Source organism: Actinomadura harenae, from assembly GCF_003696215.1.
GTDB lineage: Bacteria > Actinomycetota > Actinomycetes > Streptosporangiales > Streptosporangiaceae > Spirillospora > Spirillospora harenae.
Genome location: NZ_RFFG01000103.1, coordinates 1 through 17,646, shown reverse-complemented (window position 1 = coordinate 17,646; position 17,646 = coordinate 1). Strand labels below are relative to the sequence as shown.

The window sequence follows — 17,646 nt, the reverse complement described above, 5'->3', positions numbered from 1 at the left end:
CTCCTCGACCACGCGGTCCTTCGCTGTGCGGCGCATCAGAGGTGGTCCTTGATCTCGTCGAAGGGGACGTCGGGCTCGCCGGTCGGCTCGAACCACCTGATGTTCGCCATCGACCGGGTCCACTCCTCGCGCGGACGCCACGCCGCGCGGACCCGCATGCCCATCCGCACCTGGTCCGCCGGGACGCCCGCGACCAGCGCCAGCATCGTGAGCCCGGCGCCGTCCAGGAGGATGTAGGCGGACACGAACGGGACCTCGGGCGCGCGCGGGTCGGGCAGGTTGTTCACCGCGAACGTGGTGACGGTGCCGGTGCCGGGGAGCTCGACCTCCTCGGACGTCGGGACGCCGTCCTTCGGGCAGAGCCCCTTCATCGGGACGATCACCTGCCCGCACACGTCGCACCGGTGACCGATGATCTTCCCCTGGGAGACGCCCTCCAGGAACCGGTCGAGGGCGCGGCCGCCCTGGAGCCGGTACTCGAGGCGGCTCGGCGCCGTGATCATCGTGACCTCGGGCTGGAAGCACTCGATGTCGCCGATCCCGCCGACGCGTTCGGCGCGCCATCGCGGACGCACACGCATCCCGGTCCTCAGCCGGCGCGGCGGCTTCGCTCCGAGGTCGAAGACGCCCATGTCGAGCGCGTGGAGGAGGGCGGTGTCCGCGCCGTCCGGGCGGATGAGGGCCCACGCGAACGGGCGGTCGAGCGGATGCGTCTTGCGCGGGTTCGGCACCCACGACCAGCTCGTCACCGTCCCGACCGGGCCGACGTCGACGAACTCGTCCGTGACGTCGTCGCCGGCGTCCGGGTCGTACTCGACGGGCGGGAACAGGACGCGGCCGTTCCTGGTCCGCACGCCCTTCAGGCGGCCGTCGCGGAGTTCGGACAGGAACCGTCCGATGACCGGGCCGACCGACCGCGTGTAGCCGCCGGGGAACTCGAGGATGTGGTTCGGCTCGCCGGAGCGCTCGCTAGATGGCACGCTCGCGGTCCTTCCAGTACGGGTCCCGGAGCTTGCGCTTGAGGAGCTTGCCGTTCGGCTCGCGCGGCATCGTCTCGATGAAGTCGATCGTCCGCGGCCACTTCATCTTCGCGAGGCGGCCCTCCAGGGACGCCAGGATCTCGGCGGCGAGGTCCGGGCCCGGGTCGACGCCCGCGGCGGGCTCGATCACGGCCTTGATCTGCTCGCCCCACTCCTCGTCCGGGATGCCGAACACGGCGACGTCCGCGACCTTCGGGTGCAGGACGATCTCGTTCTCGATCTCGGCGGGGTAGATGTTCGCGCCACCCGAGATGATCATGTCGGACTTGCGGTCGGACAGGAACAGGAAGCCGTCCTCGGTGAGGTGCCCGACGTCCCCGACCGTGAAGAAGCCGTTCAGCCGCGACTCCTCGGTCTTGGCCTTGTCGCCCTTGTACTCGAAGTCGCCGCTGACCATCTTCATGTAGATCGTGCCGGGCGTGTTCGCCGGGACGGGCTCGCCGTCGTCGTCCACGAGCAGCAGTTCGCTGATCGGCCACGCCTTGCCGACCGTCCCGGGATGCGCGCGCCACTCCTGCGGGGACGCGATCGTCCCGCCGCCCTCGGTCGCCGCGTAGTACTCCCAGATGCAGTCGCCCCACCAGTCGAGCATCTGCGCCTTCAGCGGCACCGGGCACGGCGCGGCCGCGTGGATCGCCCACCGCATGGACGACACGTCGTACCGCTTGCGGACGTCCTCCGGCAGCGACAGCAGCCGCTTGAAGTGCGTCGGCACCATGTGGGTGTTCGTGATCGCGTACTTGTCGATGAGGCGGAGGGTGTCCTCGGCGTCCCAGTGGTCGACGTAGACGAGCGTGTGGCCCATGTGCAGGGCCGTCCCGCCGAACTGCGTGACCGCCGTGTGGTAGTTCGGCGACGTCACCAGGTGCGCCTGCGGGTCCTGGCCTGCGGGACGTCCCGGCTGGATGCCGAACAGGCCGAGCAGGAACGTCAGCAGCTCGGCCGAGTCGTCCGGGTCGATGCCGTGCAGCCGCCGCCTGACGCCCTTGGGACGTCCGGTCGTCCCGGACGTGTAGTGCATCGTCGCGCCGGCCGTCCGGTCGTCCGGATGGGTTTCGGGCTGCCCGTCCTCCAGCTCGGACTCAGGCCGGAACCCGGGGACCTCCCCGAACGCGAACCGCCGGCCCACGTCGAGCCCCGCGGCCTCGGCCGCCTCCGCGCCCGCGTCCGCGAACCGCTCGTGGACGAAGAACGCCTTCGCCTCGCTGTCGGCGACGATGTAACCGATCTCCGGCCCGGTCAGATGCCAGTTGACCGGCGTGTAGTACCAGCCCGCCTGCAACGCGGCCAGGTAGAGCACCAGCCCCTCGACGCCGTTCGGGACCAGCCCGCAGAACCCGTCGCCCGGCTCCAGCCCGAGCCCGCGCAGCCCGTGGACGACGCGGTCGGCGCGGGCGAGCAGGTCCCCCGCGCGATGCTCGGTTCCGTCCGGATCGACGGCCGCGATCCACTCCGGATCGGCCTGCGCCAGCCGCCAGAAGCCCAACGATCCCATCGGCTCTCCCTCGGTGATCGCGTGCGTCGCCGGAGTCTCGACACCTCCGACGGCAAAAGTAGATCACGTTCTCGTTTTGTCCGGCAAGACCTGTTCCCAGGCGCTGATCGTTACTAGAATCTGTTCCTGTTTTCCAGGATCTCGCCGGAGGTGGCCATGGCCCGGACCCTGCCGATCAGCACCGAGCACTGCACCGTCGAACAGGACGGCCACATCGTCGTCGTCACGATGAACCGCCCCGAGGCCCGCAACGCGCTGTCGTCCGCGATGCTCGTCGGCCTCGCCGACGCCTGGGCCTACATGTCCGAGACGCCCGAGGTCCGCGTCGGCATCCTGACCGGTGCCGGGGGCCAGTTCTGCGCGGGCGCCGACCTGAAGGCGATGGGCAGACCGCCGTCCGACCCGCGCGTGCAGGAGCGGATGTCACAGATCGCGAACTTCCACTGGAAGGGCCTCCTCCGCGAGGGCCAGCCCACGGTTCCCCTGATCTGCGCCGTCGAGGGCTACGCCGTGGCCGGCGGCACCGAACTCCTCGTCGGCACCGACCTCCGCGTGGTCGCCGAAGACGCGACCCTGGGTCTTTACGAGGCGAAACGCGGCCTGTTCCCTATGGGCGGCTGCGCGATCCGGCTTCCTCGCCAGATCGGCTATGCGAACGCCATGGACATCCTCCTGACGGCCCGTTCGGTGACCCCGTCCGAGGCCCTGTCCATGGGGCTGATCAACCAGGTCGTCCCGTCCGGCACGGCCCTCGACGCGGCCCGCGTCCTCGCCGGCCAGATCGCCGCCTGCGGCCCCCTCGCCGTCCAGGCCATCCTCCGCACCTACCGCGAGACCGCGCACCTCCCCGAACCCGAGGCCCTCAAGATCTCCGACGAGATCGGCTGGCCCGTCATCGCCTCCCAGGACGCCAAGGAGGGCTCCCTCGCCTTCAAGGAGAAGCGCCCCCCGGTGTTCACGGGCGAGTGACCGCCTGTCCGGATCGGTCCGCTTGCCGACCTGGACGAACCTTCAACCCGGCACCCCCCGCCGGGCAGGCTCGGGGCATGAGCACAGCACTGATCGTCATCGACGTCCAGGAGTCCTTCCGGCGGCTGCCCGACTGGGAGCACGTCTCCGAGCCGAATATCGTGGCGCAGGTGAATCGCCTGGTGGACGCGGCGCGGGAACGGGAGCAGCAGGTGGTGTGGGTGCTCGGCTCGCGTCCCGGCGCCGGGACGGTGTTCGACCCCGCGCTCGGGCACGTCCGGCTGATGGACGGCCTGCGTCCGCGCGAGGACGAGCCGCTGCTGACCAAGACCGCGCACAACGCCTTCACCACCACCAACCTCCACCAGCTGCTCACCACGCGCGGCGTCCGCAGGCTCACCGTCTGCGGCATCCGGACCGAGCAGTGCTGCGAGACCACCACGCGGCTCGCGTCCGACCTGGGCTTCGAGGTCGACTTCGCCATCGACGCGACCGTCACCGCCCCGATCCCCCACCCCGACGCCCCGGACGACGTCCCCTTCGCCGAGCTCCTGGACGACCCGCGCACCCTGGGCACCGACGAGATCCTCACCCGCACCCGCTACGCCCTGGCCGGACGATTCGCCACGATCAGGACCGTCGACGAACTCACCGCGGCCTAGGAACCGCATGCCGCGCGTCGTCTTCGTCCTCGTCCCACGGGTGCACCTGCTCGACCTGGCCGGGCCCGCGCAGGTCTTCTCGACGGCGGACGACCTCGGATACGGCCACACGCTGCACCACGTGTCCGAGGAGGAACGGGTGGACACCGTGCAGGGGCTGCCCGTCCTCGCGCAGGTCACCTGGCCGGAGCTGAACCCGGACGATCTGATCGTCGTCCCCGGCTGGCGCGGTCCCACCCGCCCGCCGGGCGAGGAGACCCTGCGGCGGCTGCGCGAGCACCACGCGTCCGGCGGGACGGTGGCCGGAGTGTGCGCGGGCGCCGACCTGCTCGGACGCGCCGGACTCCTCGACGGCCGGCGCTGCACCACCCTGAACACCGTCCAGGACGAGCTGGCACGCCTGTACCCCCGGGCACGCGTCGAACGGGACGTCCTCTACGTCGACGACGACCGCGTCATCACGTCGGCGGGAGTGGCCAGCGGCCTCGACGTGGCGCTGCACCTGGTCAACAAGCGCCACGGCCCCCACGCGGCGGGCCGGGTCGCGCGCGCCCTGGTCGTCCACTCCGCGCGCACCGGCACGACCGGCCAGGTCAGCATGCTGCTGCGCCGCCGATCCCACGGCGACGAGACCGTCCACCGCCTCCAGGACCTGATCGAGTCGCGCTTCACCGTACCGCTCCCGCTCCGGACCCTCGCCGCGGCGGCGGGATGCAGCGAACGGACCGCGACCCGCCTGTTCCGCCAGGCGACCGGCCTGACACCCCTGGGCTACCAGACGGCACTCCGCCTCGAAACGGCCGAGACCCTCCTCGACCAGGGCGCGACCATGGACGTCGCCGCCCGCGAGGTCGGCTTCCAGGACGCGCGCGCCCTCCGCCGCCTCCGCGCCCGAGCCCGCGCCGCCCCACCCCCTCAGGCCCGGTGAAACCGGTCGGCGAGCTTCGCGAACGCGTCGCGGAGCCCGGCCGGCTCGACGTCGTGGAGGTCGGCGTCGAAGGTGGCGAACAGACCCGCGACGCCCACCCAGGACCAGCCGACGATCGTGAGACGGCAGCGCCCCTCGTCGACGTGCTCGACCACGGACCCGCCGGGCGCCCAGCGGGCGACGAGCCCCGCGGGCAGGTCGACGGTCGCGCTGCCCCGGCACTCCCACGGCCCGGCGGTGTCACCGCGATCGGGGTTCTGGACCACGAGGCGCGTGAGGTCGTCGTCCGTCAGGGGCACGGGCGTGAACGGCATGCCGGACGGGCCGCGCGGGACGATCCGGTCGACGCGGTAGGTGCCCCAGTCCCGCGTCCGGCGGTCGCGCGCGACGAGGTACCAGCGGCCCGCCCAGACGACGAGATGGTGGGGCTCGACCTCACGTGGCGGCGCGAAACCCGGCTCGCCGGGGGCCGGGACCGTCCCGCCGGGCGTGCGGTGGTCGAAGCGGAGCGTCCGGCGGGTGCGGATCGCCGACCCCACGGCCTGGAGCGTCGCCACGCCGACGGGCGAGTCGGCGAACTCCCAGTAGTTGCGCAGCGCCGTCAGCTCGAACGCCTCGGACGCCGCGCGCAGCCTCGCGGGCATCACCTGCCGCAGCGTCGTCAGCGCCCTGGTCACGGCGTCGTCGATGCCCGCGACCGTCGCGGGCGCGGTCTGGAGGGCGAGCGCGATGGCGACCGCCTGGTCATCGTCGAGGACCAGCGGCGGCAGCTTCCCGCCCACGCCCAGCCGGTAGCCGCCCCCCGGCCCGAGGACCGCTTCGACGGGATAGCCGAGGTCGCGCAGCGTGTCGACGTCCCGGCGCAGGGTGCGGGGGCTCACGCCCAGGCGCGCGGCGAGTTCGGCGCCGGGCCACTCGGCGCGCGCCTCGAGCAGGGACAGCAGTCGCAGGATCCGCGCGGACGTGTCGGCCATAACGGCAGAGTGCCACCGATGGCGGACACTCCATGACCGCCATCGATGTCACCTTGCCGTCCATGAGCACCGAAACCCCCACCGTGGCGCCGCCTTCCGCCGTGACGGGCGGCCGCGCCACCGTGGCGCTCCTCGTCGTCCTGTTCGCCTCGTTCATGGACCTGCTGGACGTCACGATCGTCACCGTCGCCGCACCGTCCATCCGCGACGACCTGCACGCCTCCGAGGCCCAGCTTCAGTGGATGCTCGCCGGATACACCCTGGCCCTGGGATCGGGACTGATCACCGGCGGCCGGATCGGCGACGCCCACGGCCGCCGCAGGGTCTTCCTCCTCGGCCTGGCCGGGTTCGCCCTCACCTCCATGGCCTGCGCGCTCGCGCCGTCCGCGGGCGCGCTCATCGCGACGCGCGTCCTGCAGGGGCTCGCGGGCGGACTCATGGTCCCGCAGGTGTTCGGGATCATCCGCTCCTCGTTCGCCCCCGCCGCGATGGCGCGGGCCTTCGGCGCGTACGGCGCCGTCCAGGGCCTCGCCGCCGTCGCGGGCCCCCTGCTGGGCGGCGCGCTGGTCGACGCCGACCTGTGGGGCACCGCCTGGCGGACGATCTTCTGGGTCAACGTGCCGGTCGCGGCCGTCGCGCTCGCCCTCGGAGCCCGCGTGCTGCCGGAGTCCACCGCCTCCCGCCGCGAGCGCCTCGACACGGCCGGGGCCGTCCTGTCCGCCCTGGCCATCGCGCTGATCCTCCTGCCGCTGGTGCAGGGCCGCGACTGGGGCTGGCCCTGGTGGGGCTGGGCCCTGCTCGCCACCGGCCTCGGCCTGCTGGCCCTGTTCGCCGCCTACGAACGCGGCCTCGCGTCCCGAGGCGGCCTCCCCGTCCTGGACCCCGGACTCCTCCGCGTCCGCACCTTCACCGCGGGCCTGGCCGCCTCCGTCCTCTTCTTCGGCGCCCTCGGCTCGTTCTTCCTCGTCCTGTCCCTGTACCTCCAGGCGGGCACCCACCGATCCGCGTGGGACACCGGACTGGTGATCCTCCCCTACGCGATCGGCTCGATGCTCACCTCGGGCGCGGGCGTCCAACTGGCCGCGAAGGCCGGACGCGCCCTGCTCATCACCGGCTCCCTCGTCCTGGCCGCCTCCCAGGCACTGCTCTGGGCCCTCGTCCGCGACGGCGGCCACCCCGGCTACTGGCCCTTGGCCGCCGCCCTGTTCCTGGGCGGCCTCGGCCTGGGACTGGGCGCCCCGATCCTGGTGAACGTCATCCTGGCGGGCGTCCCCGGCCACCAAGCGGGCGCCGCCGGCGGCGTCCTCTCCACGGTCAACCAGATCGGCGGCGCCGTCGGAGTCGCCGTCCTCGGCACCGTCTTCTTCGACGCCCTCCCCTCCACCCCGTCCCCCGCCGCCTACGCCGACGCCCTCACCACCGTCCTCCCCTGGCAGGTGGCCGCCTACCTCGCCGCCGCCCTCCTCACCCTCCCCCTCCCCAAAACCACCACCCCCACCCCCTGACCACCACCCCGGCCCGTCCCGGATCACACCGGGGCGGGCCGTTTTCAGTTCTCGCGGCTGGCGAGCATGAAAGCGAAGAAGGCGCGTGGGCGAACGCCGTCCGGTCTGCGCCAGGAGCCGGTCAGGTGGCCGGTCGTTCCTGCGGGAGGACGGGTCGCGTCGTGCGGGGCGGTGTAGAGGACGCGTTGTAGGCGGAGGACGGTTCCCTGCGACGCGCGCAGCTCCGTGCTCTCGTCGTCGTCGACGGGGAGGCCCGCGAAGTCCTCGGGGTCCAGGGGGCCGCCGGTGTAGTCACGGGTGACGTCCTGGTGGGGAGTGTCGCTGACATGCTGGTCCTGCGCCTGGACCCTGCCCTCGATCAAGGCCAGCAGTTGGCCGACCATCACCGGGTCGTGGCAGCCGTCGTAGGCCCAGCGCCGTCCGAGCACCCCGTGCTCCATCGTGCCGACGAGGGCGTCCTCGGCCCCGTCCAGCGGTGCGCCACGATAAGTGAGCGGGACGAGGTAGGTCGTCGGACGCGTCCCCGAAGAGTCGATGATCACCTTGAACTCGATCCCGACCTCGCCTTCCGGATCGTCCAGCCGGAACCCGCCCACGTCGGCCAGCTCCGGCTCGTCCCCACCGCGGTACCAGGACTGGGCGGGAAGCCAGAGGGCCAGCAGTTCGAGCTTGGACGGCTTGAGCTCGGTCTCATGCATGACAGCCATGCCGACGATTCTCCAGCGAAACGGACCGTCCCGGGTCCCTCCAGGACGGGCCAGTAGGCCCGTCACCTACCTCAGGCGCCCGAGCACGCATCCCCTCGCGCTTGCGATACGTGCGCCGGCCCCGATCCCACGGCAGGTGTCCGGATCGCGCGAACGACGCGTCCGAAATCCCGGTCGCTGTTTGGCCTCCGAGCAGTGCGGTAGGTCGGACGCATAGCGAAACTGAGGAGTGAAAGGTCATGGCTCTACACCTGGGACGTAGAGAGACCACCGAAACCCCGTCCCGCCGTCACCCCTGGTCGCCCCGCCCCGACCGCACCCGTTCCTGGACGCGTCGTACGGCGCGAATCAAACGCCGTCCGGGACGCTGGCGGCGCATGCGGCACAACCCGATCAGCCTCGCCATTCTGGCCGCCGGAATCGCGGCCGCCGCGATCCTCGTCCTCGGAATCCTGCTGACCCTGGGCGGCGCGAACCCGTCCAACACGCTCGTGCACGCCACACTGCGCTCGGGGAACTGGCTCGCCACGCCGTTCCACGACCTCTTCGTACGCCCCGACCCCAAACACCAGCTCTACCTGAACTGGGGCATCGCGGCAGGCGTCTACTACGTCCTGGCCCGGGCCCTCTCCTGGCTCACCAGGTTCTGATCAGACGAAGTCGACGGTTTCCAGCTGGAAGCCGAACAACTCAGGCAGGAGCAACGGCTTCCCGAAAGGCACCTGGGAGATCTCCAAGTAGTCCTGCTTCTGCTCGTCCGGGTCGCTGAAGAGCGTCACCGACTTCTCCTGGCGGTCCACCAGCATGTAGTGCGGAAGCGCAGCCTTCGCATAGCAGTACCGCTTAACCGTTCGGTCGTGGTCCGCTCTTCCGGACGTGACCTCCACGACCATGGCGACACCGTCCGGGGATATCCAGTTCTCTTCCGGATCAAAGAGGTCGAGATCTATGGGTGCGAACACCCCGTCCGGGATGGCGTAGTTCTTCGTGCACCGGCCACCGCTCTGCAGCACCAGTCCGGCGTTGCCCGAGTAGTCCATGGGGGTCACGGACATCCGAGCGACCTGGCGACTGAGCCGGGACAGACACTTCTCGTGACGTGGAGCGGGGGCGGGCGACACGACGACCTCTCCTTCGATGAGCTCCGCACGGAACCCTTCGGGAGGGTCGAAGTCGAGGAACCACGCAAGTAGCCTTCGCTCCTCGTCCGAACAGTCCCTCGCCGCCTCAGCCGCCATGCCACGCCCCCTTTGCGCTCGCCTCTTCAGCTTAGAAGCCGAGACTGCGGCAGAACCATGGGCCACACGACGAGCGACGGGGGACATGTGCGACACCTCTCCGTAATGGGTCCGGCACACCGGGCTTCGACCATAGTGATCCGTTACCCACCGTGTCGGCCTTTTCGCGGATAATGACGCGGCGTGGCGCGAGCGGCCTCAGCGTTCCGGTTGGCGCGCCAGAGGAGGCAGGCCCGGCGGTTCTTAGCGGCCGGGTAGATCCTTGCGCGGCGGCAGACGTGTACTGCGTCCTGGCCGGGATCCTCTCCTGGCGCACACAGTTCTGACTACTCGAACTCGGAGGTGTCCAGCGCGAATCCGAACGGGTCCGGCAGGTCGAGGGGTTTGCCGAACAGCACCCGCAGGTCTTCCATGTAGTCCTCGGCCTGTTCGTTCGGCGCGCTGAACAGCGTCACGGTCCGCTTCTGCTGGTCGATCAGCAGGTAGAGCGGAACGCCCGCCTTCGCGTAGCAGTGCCGCTTCGCCTTGCGGTCGATATCCGCTCTCGAAGAGGTGACCTCGACGACCATCGTCACCTCGTCCGGGGGCATCCATTCACCGGCGCCCCTGAACAGCCTCAGTTCGCGGGGTGCGAGAACGCCGTCCGGGATGACGTGGTTCTTCGGGCATTTGCCGCCCCGCCGCAGGACGAGGCCCTTCGTGCCCGACCAGGACATCCGGACGGAGGAATGCTGCCCGATCTGCCAGTTCAGGGAGTCGAGGATGTCCTCATGATCTCCCATGGGGGGCGGCGTCACGACGATCTCTCCTTCGATGAGTTCCGCACGGAACCCTTCGGGAGTGTCGAGCTCGAGGAACCCGTCGAGCAGCACCTGCCCGTCGTCCGCCGGGTCGTGCGCCGTCTCGGACGTCATGTCATGCCCCTCTCGCGGCCGCCTCTCCAGCATAGAAGCCGAAGCCTCGGCCGACTGATGGGCCACACGACTCGAGACGGCGGACATGAGCGACACCTCTCCGTAATGGGTCCGGCACACCGGGCTTCGACCATAGTGATCCGTTACCCACCGTGTCGGCCTTTTCGCGGATACTGACGCGGCGTAGCGCGAGCGGCCCCGGTTACCTGCTGAGGCGGGCGGCCTCTTCGGCGGCTTCCCGGTCGCCTCGTTCGGCCGCCTGGCGGTAGAGGTCGAGCGCCTCGTCCAGGCGACCGTCCTCCTCCAGGAAGATGCCGTAGTTGTGCTGGGCGGTGAGGCCGGTCCCCTCCTCGGCCGCTCGCAGCGTCCAGGCCATGGCCGCGTCCCGGTCGTCGTCCTCGAGCAGGATCGCCAGGTTGATCATCGCGATCGTGTGGCCGCGTTCGGCGGCGGCCTGGTACCAGCGCCTCGCGGGTTCCTTCTGGCCTGCGTCGGCAAGGAGGCATCCCAGTCTGGACATGCTGGGGACGTCGCCTGCTCGGGCGGCGGCGTGGAGGGCTTCGGGGTCCGTCTCGTCCATATCGGGTGTTCACGTTCCCATGGGCGCGCGGATCGGCGACATCGGATTTTTTGCGTGGTGGTGCTTGTCGTTTCTTCCTTTGAGGGGCGGGTTGTTCGGGCTCCTGTTGAGGGGGACGGGCCGGTGCCGCTCGTCGAGCAGGGGCACGTCGCGAACCTGACGGGGGCGGAGGCGCTCGCCGAGGTCGTCCACGAAAGTGCACTTGGTGGTTGAGTTATTGCACTCGTGAGTGTAGTTTCTGGGTCTCGGGCCTTCAGAGGAGGTTGTGATGTCTTATCCGCAGGATCGGTATCACGGGGAGAACGGCGAGGTCAGTGCCTCGTTCCGGGCGGCGGCGGAGGAGCCGGAGCTGGTGAACGCGGCCGGGTGGGAGACCTACTACCTGGCGACCGGGAAGCCCACCGGGCGGGAGAACGACATCGCCACGGACGGTGAGTTCGGGCTCTACCACGTCCGGAACATGGCCCCGGGCGGAGGCACCGGCACGCATTTCCACCGGACGATGTCCGAGTCGTTCTTCGTCACGGACGGGTCGCTGAGCGTCTTCGACGGGAAGCGCTGGCGTGAGGCGGTCAAGGGCGACTTCCTCTACGTCCCGGCGGGCGGGCTGCATTCGTTCAGCAACGACACGGACGCGCCGGTCTCGTTCCTGATGCTGTTCGCGCCCGGTGCTCCGCGCGAGGGGTACTTCGAGGGGGTCGGGCACCTCGCGGCGCTCTCGGCCGAGGAGCGGCGGGAGTTCTTCCTCGCGCACGACAATCACTTCGTCGACCTGGAGGAGGGGCCGAGGCTCGGGCGGTGACGCCAATACACTGCACCGGTCAGAGCGGGTTCGGCGAGGGAGGTCCGGCGTGTCGCCTGCGGGAACGGCGTCCGGTGGACGGCCGGAGAAGCGGCGCGCGATCATCGCGGGCGCGCGCCGGGTGTTCGGGCGGGACGGGTACGACCGGGCCGCCATGGACGCGATCGCGGACGAGGCGAAGGTCTCCAAGCGCACGATCTACAACCATTTCGCCGACAAGGAGCAGCTGTTCCAGGCCGTCGCGCTCGAGGGAGCGCAGGAGGTCACCGACGCGATCCACCGGCTGATGGACGTCCACCTCCTGAAGATCCTCGACCTGGAGGAGGACCTGCTCGCCTTCAGCCGCGACCGGACGGCCGTGGTGACGGAGTTCCCCGACCATTTCGCGTTCGTCCGGGCGCTGGAGGCCGAGGTCACGCGGATCCCGCGGCCGGTGCTCGACCGCTGGTTCGCGGCGGGTCCGCAGACCGCGCACGAGCGGCTCGCGCCCTATCTGGCGGGGATCGCCGGGCGCGGACTCCTCGCACTGGACGACCCGGAGACGGCGGCACTGCACCTCACCGCGCTCACCACCCACACGGTGACCCAGCGGACCCTCTACGGCGCGTTGCCCTTGTCCGCCGAGGAGACCGAGCGGATCCTGCGGGACGGGGTGGCGGCGTTCGTGCGTGCCTACCGTCCGGCATAAGTGTTATTTTCGTGCCAATGGGCGGCACGAAAAAACGGGGTATGTCGTGATTGACGGCTGCGGATTTTGCGGACGACCTCTGACACAGCACGCCGGACGCGGACGTCGGCGGAGATTCTGTGACGCGACCTGCCGAAGCGCCGCACGTCGGGCACGGCAGGCGACGCCCGTGCCGGACGTAAAGGAACGCTTGACATCGATTCCGCTCGGTGACAGCTTGGGCCAGGTGCCCGACACGCCTGGAGCGCCGGGCGACGCGCTGGCCGGGGTGGCCGCCGCCGCCGAGGCCGTCCGACGGGCGGACGACCGGTTGCGCGGGACGGTCGAGGCGGCGCGTGCGTCCGGCCGCACCTGGCAGGAGATCGGCGACGTCCTCGGCATCACCCGGCAGGCGGCGTTCCAGCGGTTCGGGCGTTCCGACTGATCCGAGAACGGGGACCCCGATGTCGACCAAAGCGGAAGCCCGCCTGCCCATCTCGCCCGGGGAGGCAGGACGGTGAGGACCGGAACGCGCATCACGGCCCTGGCCGCCGTCCTGCTGAGCGGGGCGGCGGCGTGCGGCGGGACGTCCGGCGGCCGGGACGCCGCGGACAAGACGCCCGAACCGGGCCGTCAGCTCGCGTGGCTCGCGTCGGTGTCCCGGCACCTGCCGATCAGTGACGCGGACGCGAAGGCGCACATCGCGTCGTCCACGCTCACCGGGTTCGGCGGGGCGGCGGGGCTGTCGAAGGCGCTGGCGCGGATCGGGCCGCTCACCGCGCAGTCCCCGGCCAAGACCGGCCGGACGGTCGCCGCCGGATGGTTCACCGGGGCGAAGGGCTCGGCGATGTTCGGGATGAGCGCGATGGACGCCTCGGGGCGGATCGCCGAGCTCACCTTCGACAAGCAGCCCGCCTCCTGGAACGAGCTGGACGGGCGGCTGCGCAGGCTCGCGCCGGAGGTCTCGTTCGCGACCGCCGAGATCGGACGCGGCGGACGCTGCCGGATCGTCCACGGCGTGAACGAGACGACCCCGCGTCCGCTCGGGTCGGCGTTCAAGCTGTACGTCCTGGGCGCGCTGTCCGACGCGGTCGCCGCGCGCCAGGTCACCTGGGACACGCCGCTCGCCATCAACGACGCGTGGAAGAGCCTGCCGTCCGGGACGTTCCAGAACCGGGCCGCGGGCACGAAGCTGACGCTCGCGCAGTACGCGGACGCCATGATCTCGGGCAGCGACAACACGGCCGCCGACCATCTGATCCACCGGCTCGGGCGCGACGCGGTGGAGCGCGCGGTGACGCGGCTCGGGAACGAGCACCGGAAGGCCGACAGCCCGTTCCTGACGACCCGCGAGGTGTTCACGCTGAAGGGGGCGGGGTATCCGGCGGCCGCGCACCGCTACCTCTCGTCGTCCGCGGGGAAGCGGGCGGCCATGCTGCCCGCGCTGGACGTCGTGCCGCTGAGCGCCGTCACGGCCTGGCGGAAGCCGCGCGACATCGACACGATCGAGTGGTTCGCCTCCCCGGCCGACATCTGCTCGGCGTTCCAGGGGCTGAGCGACCGGGCCGCCGCCCCCGGCCAGGCCGACCTGGGGCACGCGCTGTCCCTCAACGACGGCGGGATCGGGCTCGACCGCAAGGCGTACCCGACGGTGTGGTTCAAGAGCGGCAGCGAGCCGGGGGTGCTGACCGCGAACTACCTGGTCAGGACGTCCGGCGGACGGACGTTCGTCACGAGCCTGATGCTCGCGAACCCCAAGTCCGGCTTCCCGTACAGCGCGGAGCTGGCCCTGCTGACGCTGTCGCGCGCCGGGATCCAGCTGGCCGGAGCCTGAGACCGGTGGCCGGATCCTGACGAGCGGACGGCGTCCCCCACGGTGCGCGCCGTGGGGGACGCCGTTCGTCTTTGCCGCCGGTCCGCCTCTCTCGCCCGGCAGGGGTTCCCGTCAGTCGGCGTGGGTGAGGGTGGTCAGGCGGTCGACGGCCTCGACGTACTCCTCGATGAGGTCGTAGACGACCTGCGCGGCGGGCCTGACCCGGTTCATGCTGCCGACGATCTGCCCGACCGGGAAGGTGACCAGCTCGCCGTCGCCGGACCGGGCGATGCGCGGCAGCGCGTCCGCGACCAGCATGAACTGCATCGGCATCGGGAGGGTTCCGGGGGACGCCGCGCTCTCCCAGGCGTCCGTCCACGCCGTCCTGAGGAAGCGGGCGGGCTTGCCGGTCCAGGCGCGTGACCGGACGGTGTCGCGGGACGTCGCGTCCAGCAGTTTCGGGACGGCGCGCTCCGGGGTGTCGGCCTCGTCGACGGTCAGCCAGATGGACCCGGTCCAGACGCCCTCCGCGCCGAGCGCGAGCCCGGCGGCGACCTGCCGTCCGCGGCCGATGCCGCCCGCCGCGAGGACGATCGTGCCGTCGCCGACGGCGTCCACGACCTCGGGGATCAGGACCATCGTGGAGACGTCTCCGGTGTGGCCGCCCGCCTCGGTGCCCTGCGCGACGATGATGTCCACGCCCGCCTCGACCTGCTTGCGCGCGTGCCGGGCGCTGGACGCCAGGCCCGCGACCTTCACGCCGTGCTCGTGCGCGAGGTCGGCCACGTCCGCGGGGGGCGGGCCGAGCGCGCTGGCCAGCAGCGCGATGTCGTGCCGGAGCGCGACCTCGACCTGCGGGCGGGCGGTCTGGTCCGTCCAGCCGAGCAGCGCGCGGCCGGCCTTCTCGGACGGCGGTTCGACGCCGTGCTCGGCGAGGAGCCCTTCGAGGAAGTCGCGGTGCTGCTGCGGGATCATCGACTGGAGGCGTCCGAGGAGTTCCTCGGCGTCGCCCGCGTCGGCGCCCTCGTACTTGGCGGGCATGACGACGTCCACGCCGTACGGCTTGCCGCCGACGTGCTCGTCGATCCACTTCAGCTCGAGTTCGAGCTCCTCGGGGGTGAAGTAGAGGGCGCCGAGGACGCCCATGCCGCCGGCGCGGCTGACCGCGGCGACCACGTCGCGGCAGTGGCTGAACGCGAAGATCGGGTACTCGATGCCGAAGAGATCGGTGACTCGTGTCCGCACGGGACGAACATAACCCTCACCCGTCCAAAACTGCAACAGGTTCTACTTCTCAGGATCGCCTGGTTCGTGCGGCCGACGTCAGATCGACTTAGAACGTGTACTACGGCTCAGCATCCCGCCACCCGGCCCAGGTCGCGCGGACGGCACAGCACCCGCAGCCCGGACGGGCGGTAGGCGCCCCACGTCGTCGGCGTCAGCGCGTGGCGGCGGATGAGGTGCCGCCGGGCCATGAACGCGGTGACGAGGACGAGCTCGGCCGAGGCCAGCGACGCCCCGGGGCAGATCCGCGGACCGGCGCCGAACGGCAGGTAGGCGCCGCCCCCCTGACCGCCTCCCTGCCCGCCCGCCTGACCGCCCGCCTGACCGCTCCGCCGCCCGTCGCCCGGGTCGAGCCAGCGCCCGGGGTCGAAGGACGCGGCGTCGGGGAAGTAGCGGAGGTCGCGGTGCAGCAGGTACGGCGAGACGAGCACGCGCTCGCCGGGGAGCAGGTCGTAGCCGCCGATCTCGACGGGCAGGGCGACGGTGCGGGGCAGCAGCCAGTTCGGCGGGTACAGGCGCAGCGTCTCGCGGACGAACGCGTCCGCGAGGACGAGCCGGGACAGCGTGCCCGCGTCGACGTCGTCCGGATCGGGGAGGACCGACACGGCCTCGGCGGCGATCCGCTCGGCCCACTGCGGGTGCTCGGCGAGCGCGGCGAGCACCCACCCGGCGGCGGGCCCGACCATCTCCCGCGCCGCGACCATCGCCGTGACCAGCCGGAACGGCAGGTACACGGCGGGGTTCACGCCACTGGCGGAGCAGGCGCGGATCAGCTCGTCCAGGACGTCGCCACCGGGCGTCCCGAACGGCGCCGCGCCCGCCCGCCGGGCGTCGTCACCCGCCCTCCGGACGTCGTCACCCGCTCTCCGGGCGACGTCACCCGCCCTCCGGGCGACGACGCTCCGGATCCGCGCGGCGAGGCGATGCTGGCTCCGCCGGACCCGCAGCCGCGCCGGGGACGGCACCCATCCGGGTAGGTGGACGTACCGGTGGCCCAGCCCGGTCCGCAGTTCGACCAGTTCCTCCTCCGCGAACATCACCTCGTCGGCGTCGGGCCCGAAGTGGTAGCCCGTGGCCATCCGCGCGGACGCGGCGGAGAGCAGGGGCAGCGCGTCGGCCTCGGCGCCCGTGGGCCAGGAGTCCGCGAGCCCGGCGGCCCCGCGCGCGAGCGTCGCGGCGTTCCGCCCGACCCGGCTGTGGCGCAGCGTCCGGATCCGCATCGCCTCGACGGCCGCGTCCTCGACACGAGCCTGGCGGGGCAGCGCGAACGTCCCGCGCGGCACCTCGAACTCCTGCCCGGTGCGGCGCAGGACCTGCCGGGTGGCGTCCAGCCCGGCCAGGAAGTGGATCTTCGGGACCACCTGCCACACGTCGCCGAAGCGGGCCGTGCCCGCCGCGAGGTAGCCCGGCCGGTCCGCCTCGTACGCTCCCACCTCGGGAAGCACTCCGTCACGCGGACCCGGTGGACGTCTCATGGCACACTCCTCCGCTTCGGGGGACTGGTTCGCGGAACGGGCTCAGGGAGGGGTCCGGACGGAACGCCGTCCATGACCTCCGGCGTTCCGTCCGATCAGGGATCCCGCCGCCGGCGAGCGGGGATCAGGCGGGCTCTACCACCAGGGATAGTGCGAGTACGCGCCCAGGCGCGCGGCCCGCCGGTCCGTGAGGTAACGCTTGATGGCAGCCATTCCAGACACCTCCTTCGAGTCGATCGGTTCTCCGGATCGGTGGATCTCTGTTGACCGCACCGACTGCTGGCTAAGAGTAGTTAACCGATCACCGCTCGTGACATGGCGGGAGAGTGAGGGACCCGTCCCCCGGCGACGACGGGCGCGCGTCAGGGCGACGGCGCGACGCCCAGGCTTCTCACCTGGGCGAACGTGCGTCCGCACGCGTATGCGAACGAGCCGAGCGAGACGGTCAGGCGCGGCCGGACGCGCGTGTGGACGCGGATACGGGCGCCCGGAAGGAGGCGGTCAGGCGCGGCCGATGCGGCGCGGAGGACGCGGCGGACGGGGCCGGCGGCGGGCCCGTCCGGACCCGGCGGCCGGGTGGACGCGGCGGCGCG

20 protein-coding genes are annotated in these 17,646 nt (G+C 71.5%); 10 read left to right on the top strand and 10 right to left on the bottom strand.

Features of this window, described 5'->3' with window-relative positions; all coding sequences use genetic code 11:
- Positions 1–35: 35 nt before the first annotated feature.
- A complete protein-coding gene (locus EBO15_RS35420; protein ID WP_122198841.1) occupies positions 36–980 on the bottom strand; it encodes a Zn-ribbon domain-containing OB-fold protein in 945 nt (314 codons plus the stop codon).
- Complete coding sequence (locus EBO15_RS35415; protein WP_122198840.1) at positions 970–2,535, bottom strand: acyl-CoA synthetase; 1,566 nt, start codon at positions 2,533–2,535, stop codon at positions 970–972. The genes EBO15_RS35420 and EBO15_RS35415 overlap by 11 nt, the downstream gene beginning before the upstream one ends.
- Positions 2,536–2,691: 156 nt before the next feature.
- Between EBO15_RS35415 and EBO15_RS35410 the strand changes: the two genes are divergently transcribed.
- The 3 genes from EBO15_RS35410 (at position 2,692) to EBO15_RS35400 (ending at position 5,094) form a co-directional block, all read left to right on the top strand.
- On the top strand, positions 2,692–3,504 hold the full coding sequence (locus tag EBO15_RS35410) for a crotonase/enoyl-CoA hydratase family protein (protein ID WP_122198839.1): 813 nt from the start codon (positions 2,692–2,694) through the stop codon (positions 3,502–3,504).
- 77 nt (positions 3,505–3,581) lie between these two features.
- A complete protein-coding gene (locus EBO15_RS35405) occupies positions 3,582–4,166 on the top strand; it encodes an isochorismatase family protein (RefSeq protein ID WP_122198838.1) in 585 nt (194 codons plus the stop codon).
- A 7-nt stretch (positions 4,167–4,173) separates the two neighbouring features.
- Positions 4,174–5,094, top strand: a complete 921-nt coding sequence (locus tag EBO15_RS35400; RefSeq protein WP_122198837.1) for a GlxA family transcriptional regulator — start codon at positions 4,174–4,176, stop codon at positions 5,092–5,094.
- Here the strand turns inward: EBO15_RS35400 and EBO15_RS35395 are convergent.
- Positions 5,082–6,068 carry a helix-turn-helix transcriptional regulator gene (locus EBO15_RS35395; protein ID WP_122198836.1) on the bottom strand — a complete coding sequence of 329 codons (987 nt, stop codon included), beginning with the start codon at positions 6,066–6,068 and terminating at the stop codon, positions 5,082–5,084. The genes EBO15_RS35400 and EBO15_RS35395 overlap by 13 nt on opposite strands.
- A 62-nt stretch (positions 6,069–6,130) precedes the next feature.
- Here EBO15_RS35395 and EBO15_RS35390 point away from each other — a divergent pair, with 62 nt between their 5' ends.
- A complete protein-coding gene (locus tag EBO15_RS35390; protein ID WP_122198849.1) occupies positions 6,131–7,573 on the top strand; it encodes an MFS transporter in 1,443 nt (480 codons plus the stop codon).
- A 44-nt stretch (positions 7,574–7,617) separates the two neighbouring features.
- On the opposite strand, the gene EBO15_RS35385 is transcribed toward EBO15_RS35390, so the two are convergent.
- The gene (locus tag EBO15_RS35385) at positions 7,618–8,280 is read right to left on the bottom strand and encodes a maltokinase N-terminal cap-like domain-containing protein (RefSeq protein ID WP_122198835.1); all 663 of its coding nucleotides are present in this window, start codon (positions 8,278–8,280) and stop codon (positions 7,618–7,620) included.
- 377 nt (positions 8,281–8,657) lie between these two features.
- Between EBO15_RS35385 and EBO15_RS35380 the strand changes: the two genes are divergently transcribed.
- Complete coding sequence (locus EBO15_RS35380) at positions 8,658–8,930, top strand: hypothetical protein (RefSeq protein WP_122198834.1); 273 nt, start codon at positions 8,658–8,660, stop codon at positions 8,928–8,930.
- On the opposite strand, the gene EBO15_RS35375 is transcribed toward EBO15_RS35380, so the two are convergent.
- The 3 genes from EBO15_RS35375 to EBO15_RS35365 form a co-directional block, all read right to left on the bottom strand.
- The gene (locus EBO15_RS35375; RefSeq protein ID WP_122198833.1) at positions 8,931–9,518 is read right to left on the bottom strand and encodes a Uma2 family endonuclease; all 588 of its coding nucleotides are present in this window, start codon (positions 9,516–9,518) and stop codon (positions 8,931–8,933) included.
- A 326-nt stretch (positions 9,519–9,844) separates the two neighbouring features.
- Positions 9,845–10,432, bottom strand: coding sequence for a Uma2 family endonuclease (locus EBO15_RS35370; protein ID WP_122198832.1), 588 nt, complete (start codon positions 10,430–10,432; stop codon positions 9,845–9,847).
- Positions 10,433–10,634: 202 nt separating this feature from the next.
- The gene (locus tag EBO15_RS35365; RefSeq protein ID WP_158628448.1) at positions 10,635–10,952 is read right to left on the bottom strand and encodes a tetratricopeptide repeat protein; all 318 of its coding nucleotides are present in this window, start codon (positions 10,950–10,952) and stop codon (positions 10,635–10,637) included.
- A 114-nt stretch (positions 10,953–11,066) separates the two neighbouring features.
- Between EBO15_RS35365 and EBO15_RS44630 the strand changes: the two genes are divergently transcribed.
- The 5 genes from EBO15_RS44630 to EBO15_RS35345 all read left to right on the top strand — a co-directional run bounded on the left by EBO15_RS44630 (position 11,067) and on the right by EBO15_RS35345 (position 14,315).
- Positions 11,067–11,225, top strand: a complete 159-nt coding sequence (locus EBO15_RS44630) for a hypothetical protein (protein WP_158628447.1) — start codon at positions 11,067–11,069, stop codon at positions 11,223–11,225.
- Positions 11,226–11,280: 55 nt separating this feature from the next.
- Positions 11,281–11,814 (top strand): cupin domain-containing protein, encoded by a 534-nt coding sequence (locus EBO15_RS35360; RefSeq protein ID WP_122198830.1) that lies wholly within the window; start codon positions 11,281–11,283, stop codon positions 11,812–11,814.
- A 49-nt stretch (positions 11,815–11,863) separates the two neighbouring features.
- A complete protein-coding gene (locus tag EBO15_RS35355) occupies positions 11,864–12,502 on the top strand; it encodes a TetR/AcrR family transcriptional regulator (protein WP_122198829.1) in 639 nt (212 codons plus the stop codon).
- A gap of 226 nt (positions 12,503–12,728) precedes the next feature.
- Positions 12,729–12,926 carry a hypothetical protein gene (locus EBO15_RS47165; RefSeq protein ID WP_199745001.1) on the top strand — a complete coding sequence of 66 codons (198 nt, stop codon included), beginning with the start codon at positions 12,729–12,731 and terminating at the stop codon, positions 12,924–12,926.
- A 72-nt stretch (positions 12,927–12,998) separates the two neighbouring features.
- Complete coding sequence (locus EBO15_RS35345; RefSeq protein ID WP_122198828.1) at positions 12,999–14,315, top strand: serine hydrolase; 1,317 nt, start codon at positions 12,999–13,001, stop codon at positions 14,313–14,315.
- A 111-nt stretch (positions 14,316–14,426) separates the two neighbouring features.
- On the opposite strand, the gene EBO15_RS35340 is transcribed toward EBO15_RS35345, so the two are convergent.
- From EBO15_RS35340 to EBO15_RS44625, 3 genes are all read right to left on the bottom strand, one after another.
- Positions 14,427–15,539 carry an NAD(P)H-dependent flavin oxidoreductase gene (locus EBO15_RS35340; RefSeq protein ID WP_122198827.1) on the bottom strand — a complete coding sequence of 371 codons (1,113 nt, stop codon included), beginning with the start codon at positions 15,537–15,539 and terminating at the stop codon, positions 14,427–14,429.
- A 107-nt stretch (positions 15,540–15,646) separates the two neighbouring features.
- Positions 15,647–17,053 (bottom strand): cytochrome P450, encoded by a 1,407-nt coding sequence (locus tag EBO15_RS35335; RefSeq protein WP_147481803.1) that lies wholly within the window; start codon positions 17,051–17,053, stop codon positions 15,647–15,649.
- A gap of 362 nt (positions 17,054–17,415) precedes the next feature.
- Positions 17,416–17,646: hypothetical protein (locus tag EBO15_RS44625; RefSeq protein ID WP_158628446.1), on the bottom strand; the 231-nt coding region annotated here is incomplete at its 5' end.

Bases quoted from the DNA above. Each gene is read 5' to 3' on its own strand.
- EBO15_RS35415 (WP_122198840.1), bottom strand. From the start codon at position 2,535: ATGGGATCGTTGGGCTTCTGGCGGCTGGCGCAGGCCGATCCGGAGTGG.
- EBO15_RS35410 (WP_122198839.1), top strand. From the start codon at position 2,692: ATGGCCCGGACCCTGCCGATCAGCACCGAGCACTGCACCGTCGAACAG.
- EBO15_RS35405 (WP_122198838.1), top strand. From the start codon at position 3,582: ATGAGCACAGCACTGATCGTCATCGACGTCCAGGAGTCCTTCCGGCGG.
- EBO15_RS35400 (WP_122198837.1), top strand. From the start codon at position 4,174: ATGCCGCGCGTCGTCTTCGTCCTCGTCCCACGGGTGCACCTGCTCGAC.
- EBO15_RS35395 (WP_122198836.1), bottom strand. From the start codon at position 6,068: ATGGCCGACACGTCCGCGCGGATCCTGCGACTGCTGTCCCTGCTCGAG.
- EBO15_RS35390 (WP_122198849.1), top strand. From the start codon at position 6,131: ATGAGCACCGAAACCCCCACCGTGGCGCCGCCTTCCGCCGTGACGGGC.
- EBO15_RS35385 (WP_122198835.1), bottom strand. From the start codon at position 8,280: ATGGCTGTCATGCATGAGACCGAGCTCAAGCCGTCCAAGCTCGAACTG.
- EBO15_RS35380 (WP_122198834.1), top strand. From the start codon at position 8,658: ATGCGGCACAACCCGATCAGCCTCGCCATTCTGGCCGCCGGAATCGCG.
- EBO15_RS35375 (WP_122198833.1), bottom strand. From the start codon at position 9,518: ATGGCGGCTGAGGCGGCGAGGGACTGTTCGGACGAGGAGCGAAGGCTA.
- EBO15_RS35370 (WP_122198832.1), bottom strand. From the start codon at position 10,432: ATGACGTCCGAGACGGCGCACGACCCGGCGGACGACGGGCAGGTGCTG.
- EBO15_RS35365 (WP_158628448.1), bottom strand. From the start codon at position 10,952: ATGTCCAGACTGGGATGCCTCCTTGCCGACGCAGGCCAGAAGGAACCC.
- EBO15_RS35360 (WP_122198830.1), top strand. From the start codon at position 11,281: ATGTCTTATCCGCAGGATCGGTATCACGGGGAGAACGGCGAGGTCAGT.
- EBO15_RS35335 (WP_147481803.1), bottom strand. From the start codon at position 17,053: ATGAGACGTCCACCGGGTCCGCGTGACGGAGTGCTTCCCGAGGTGGGA.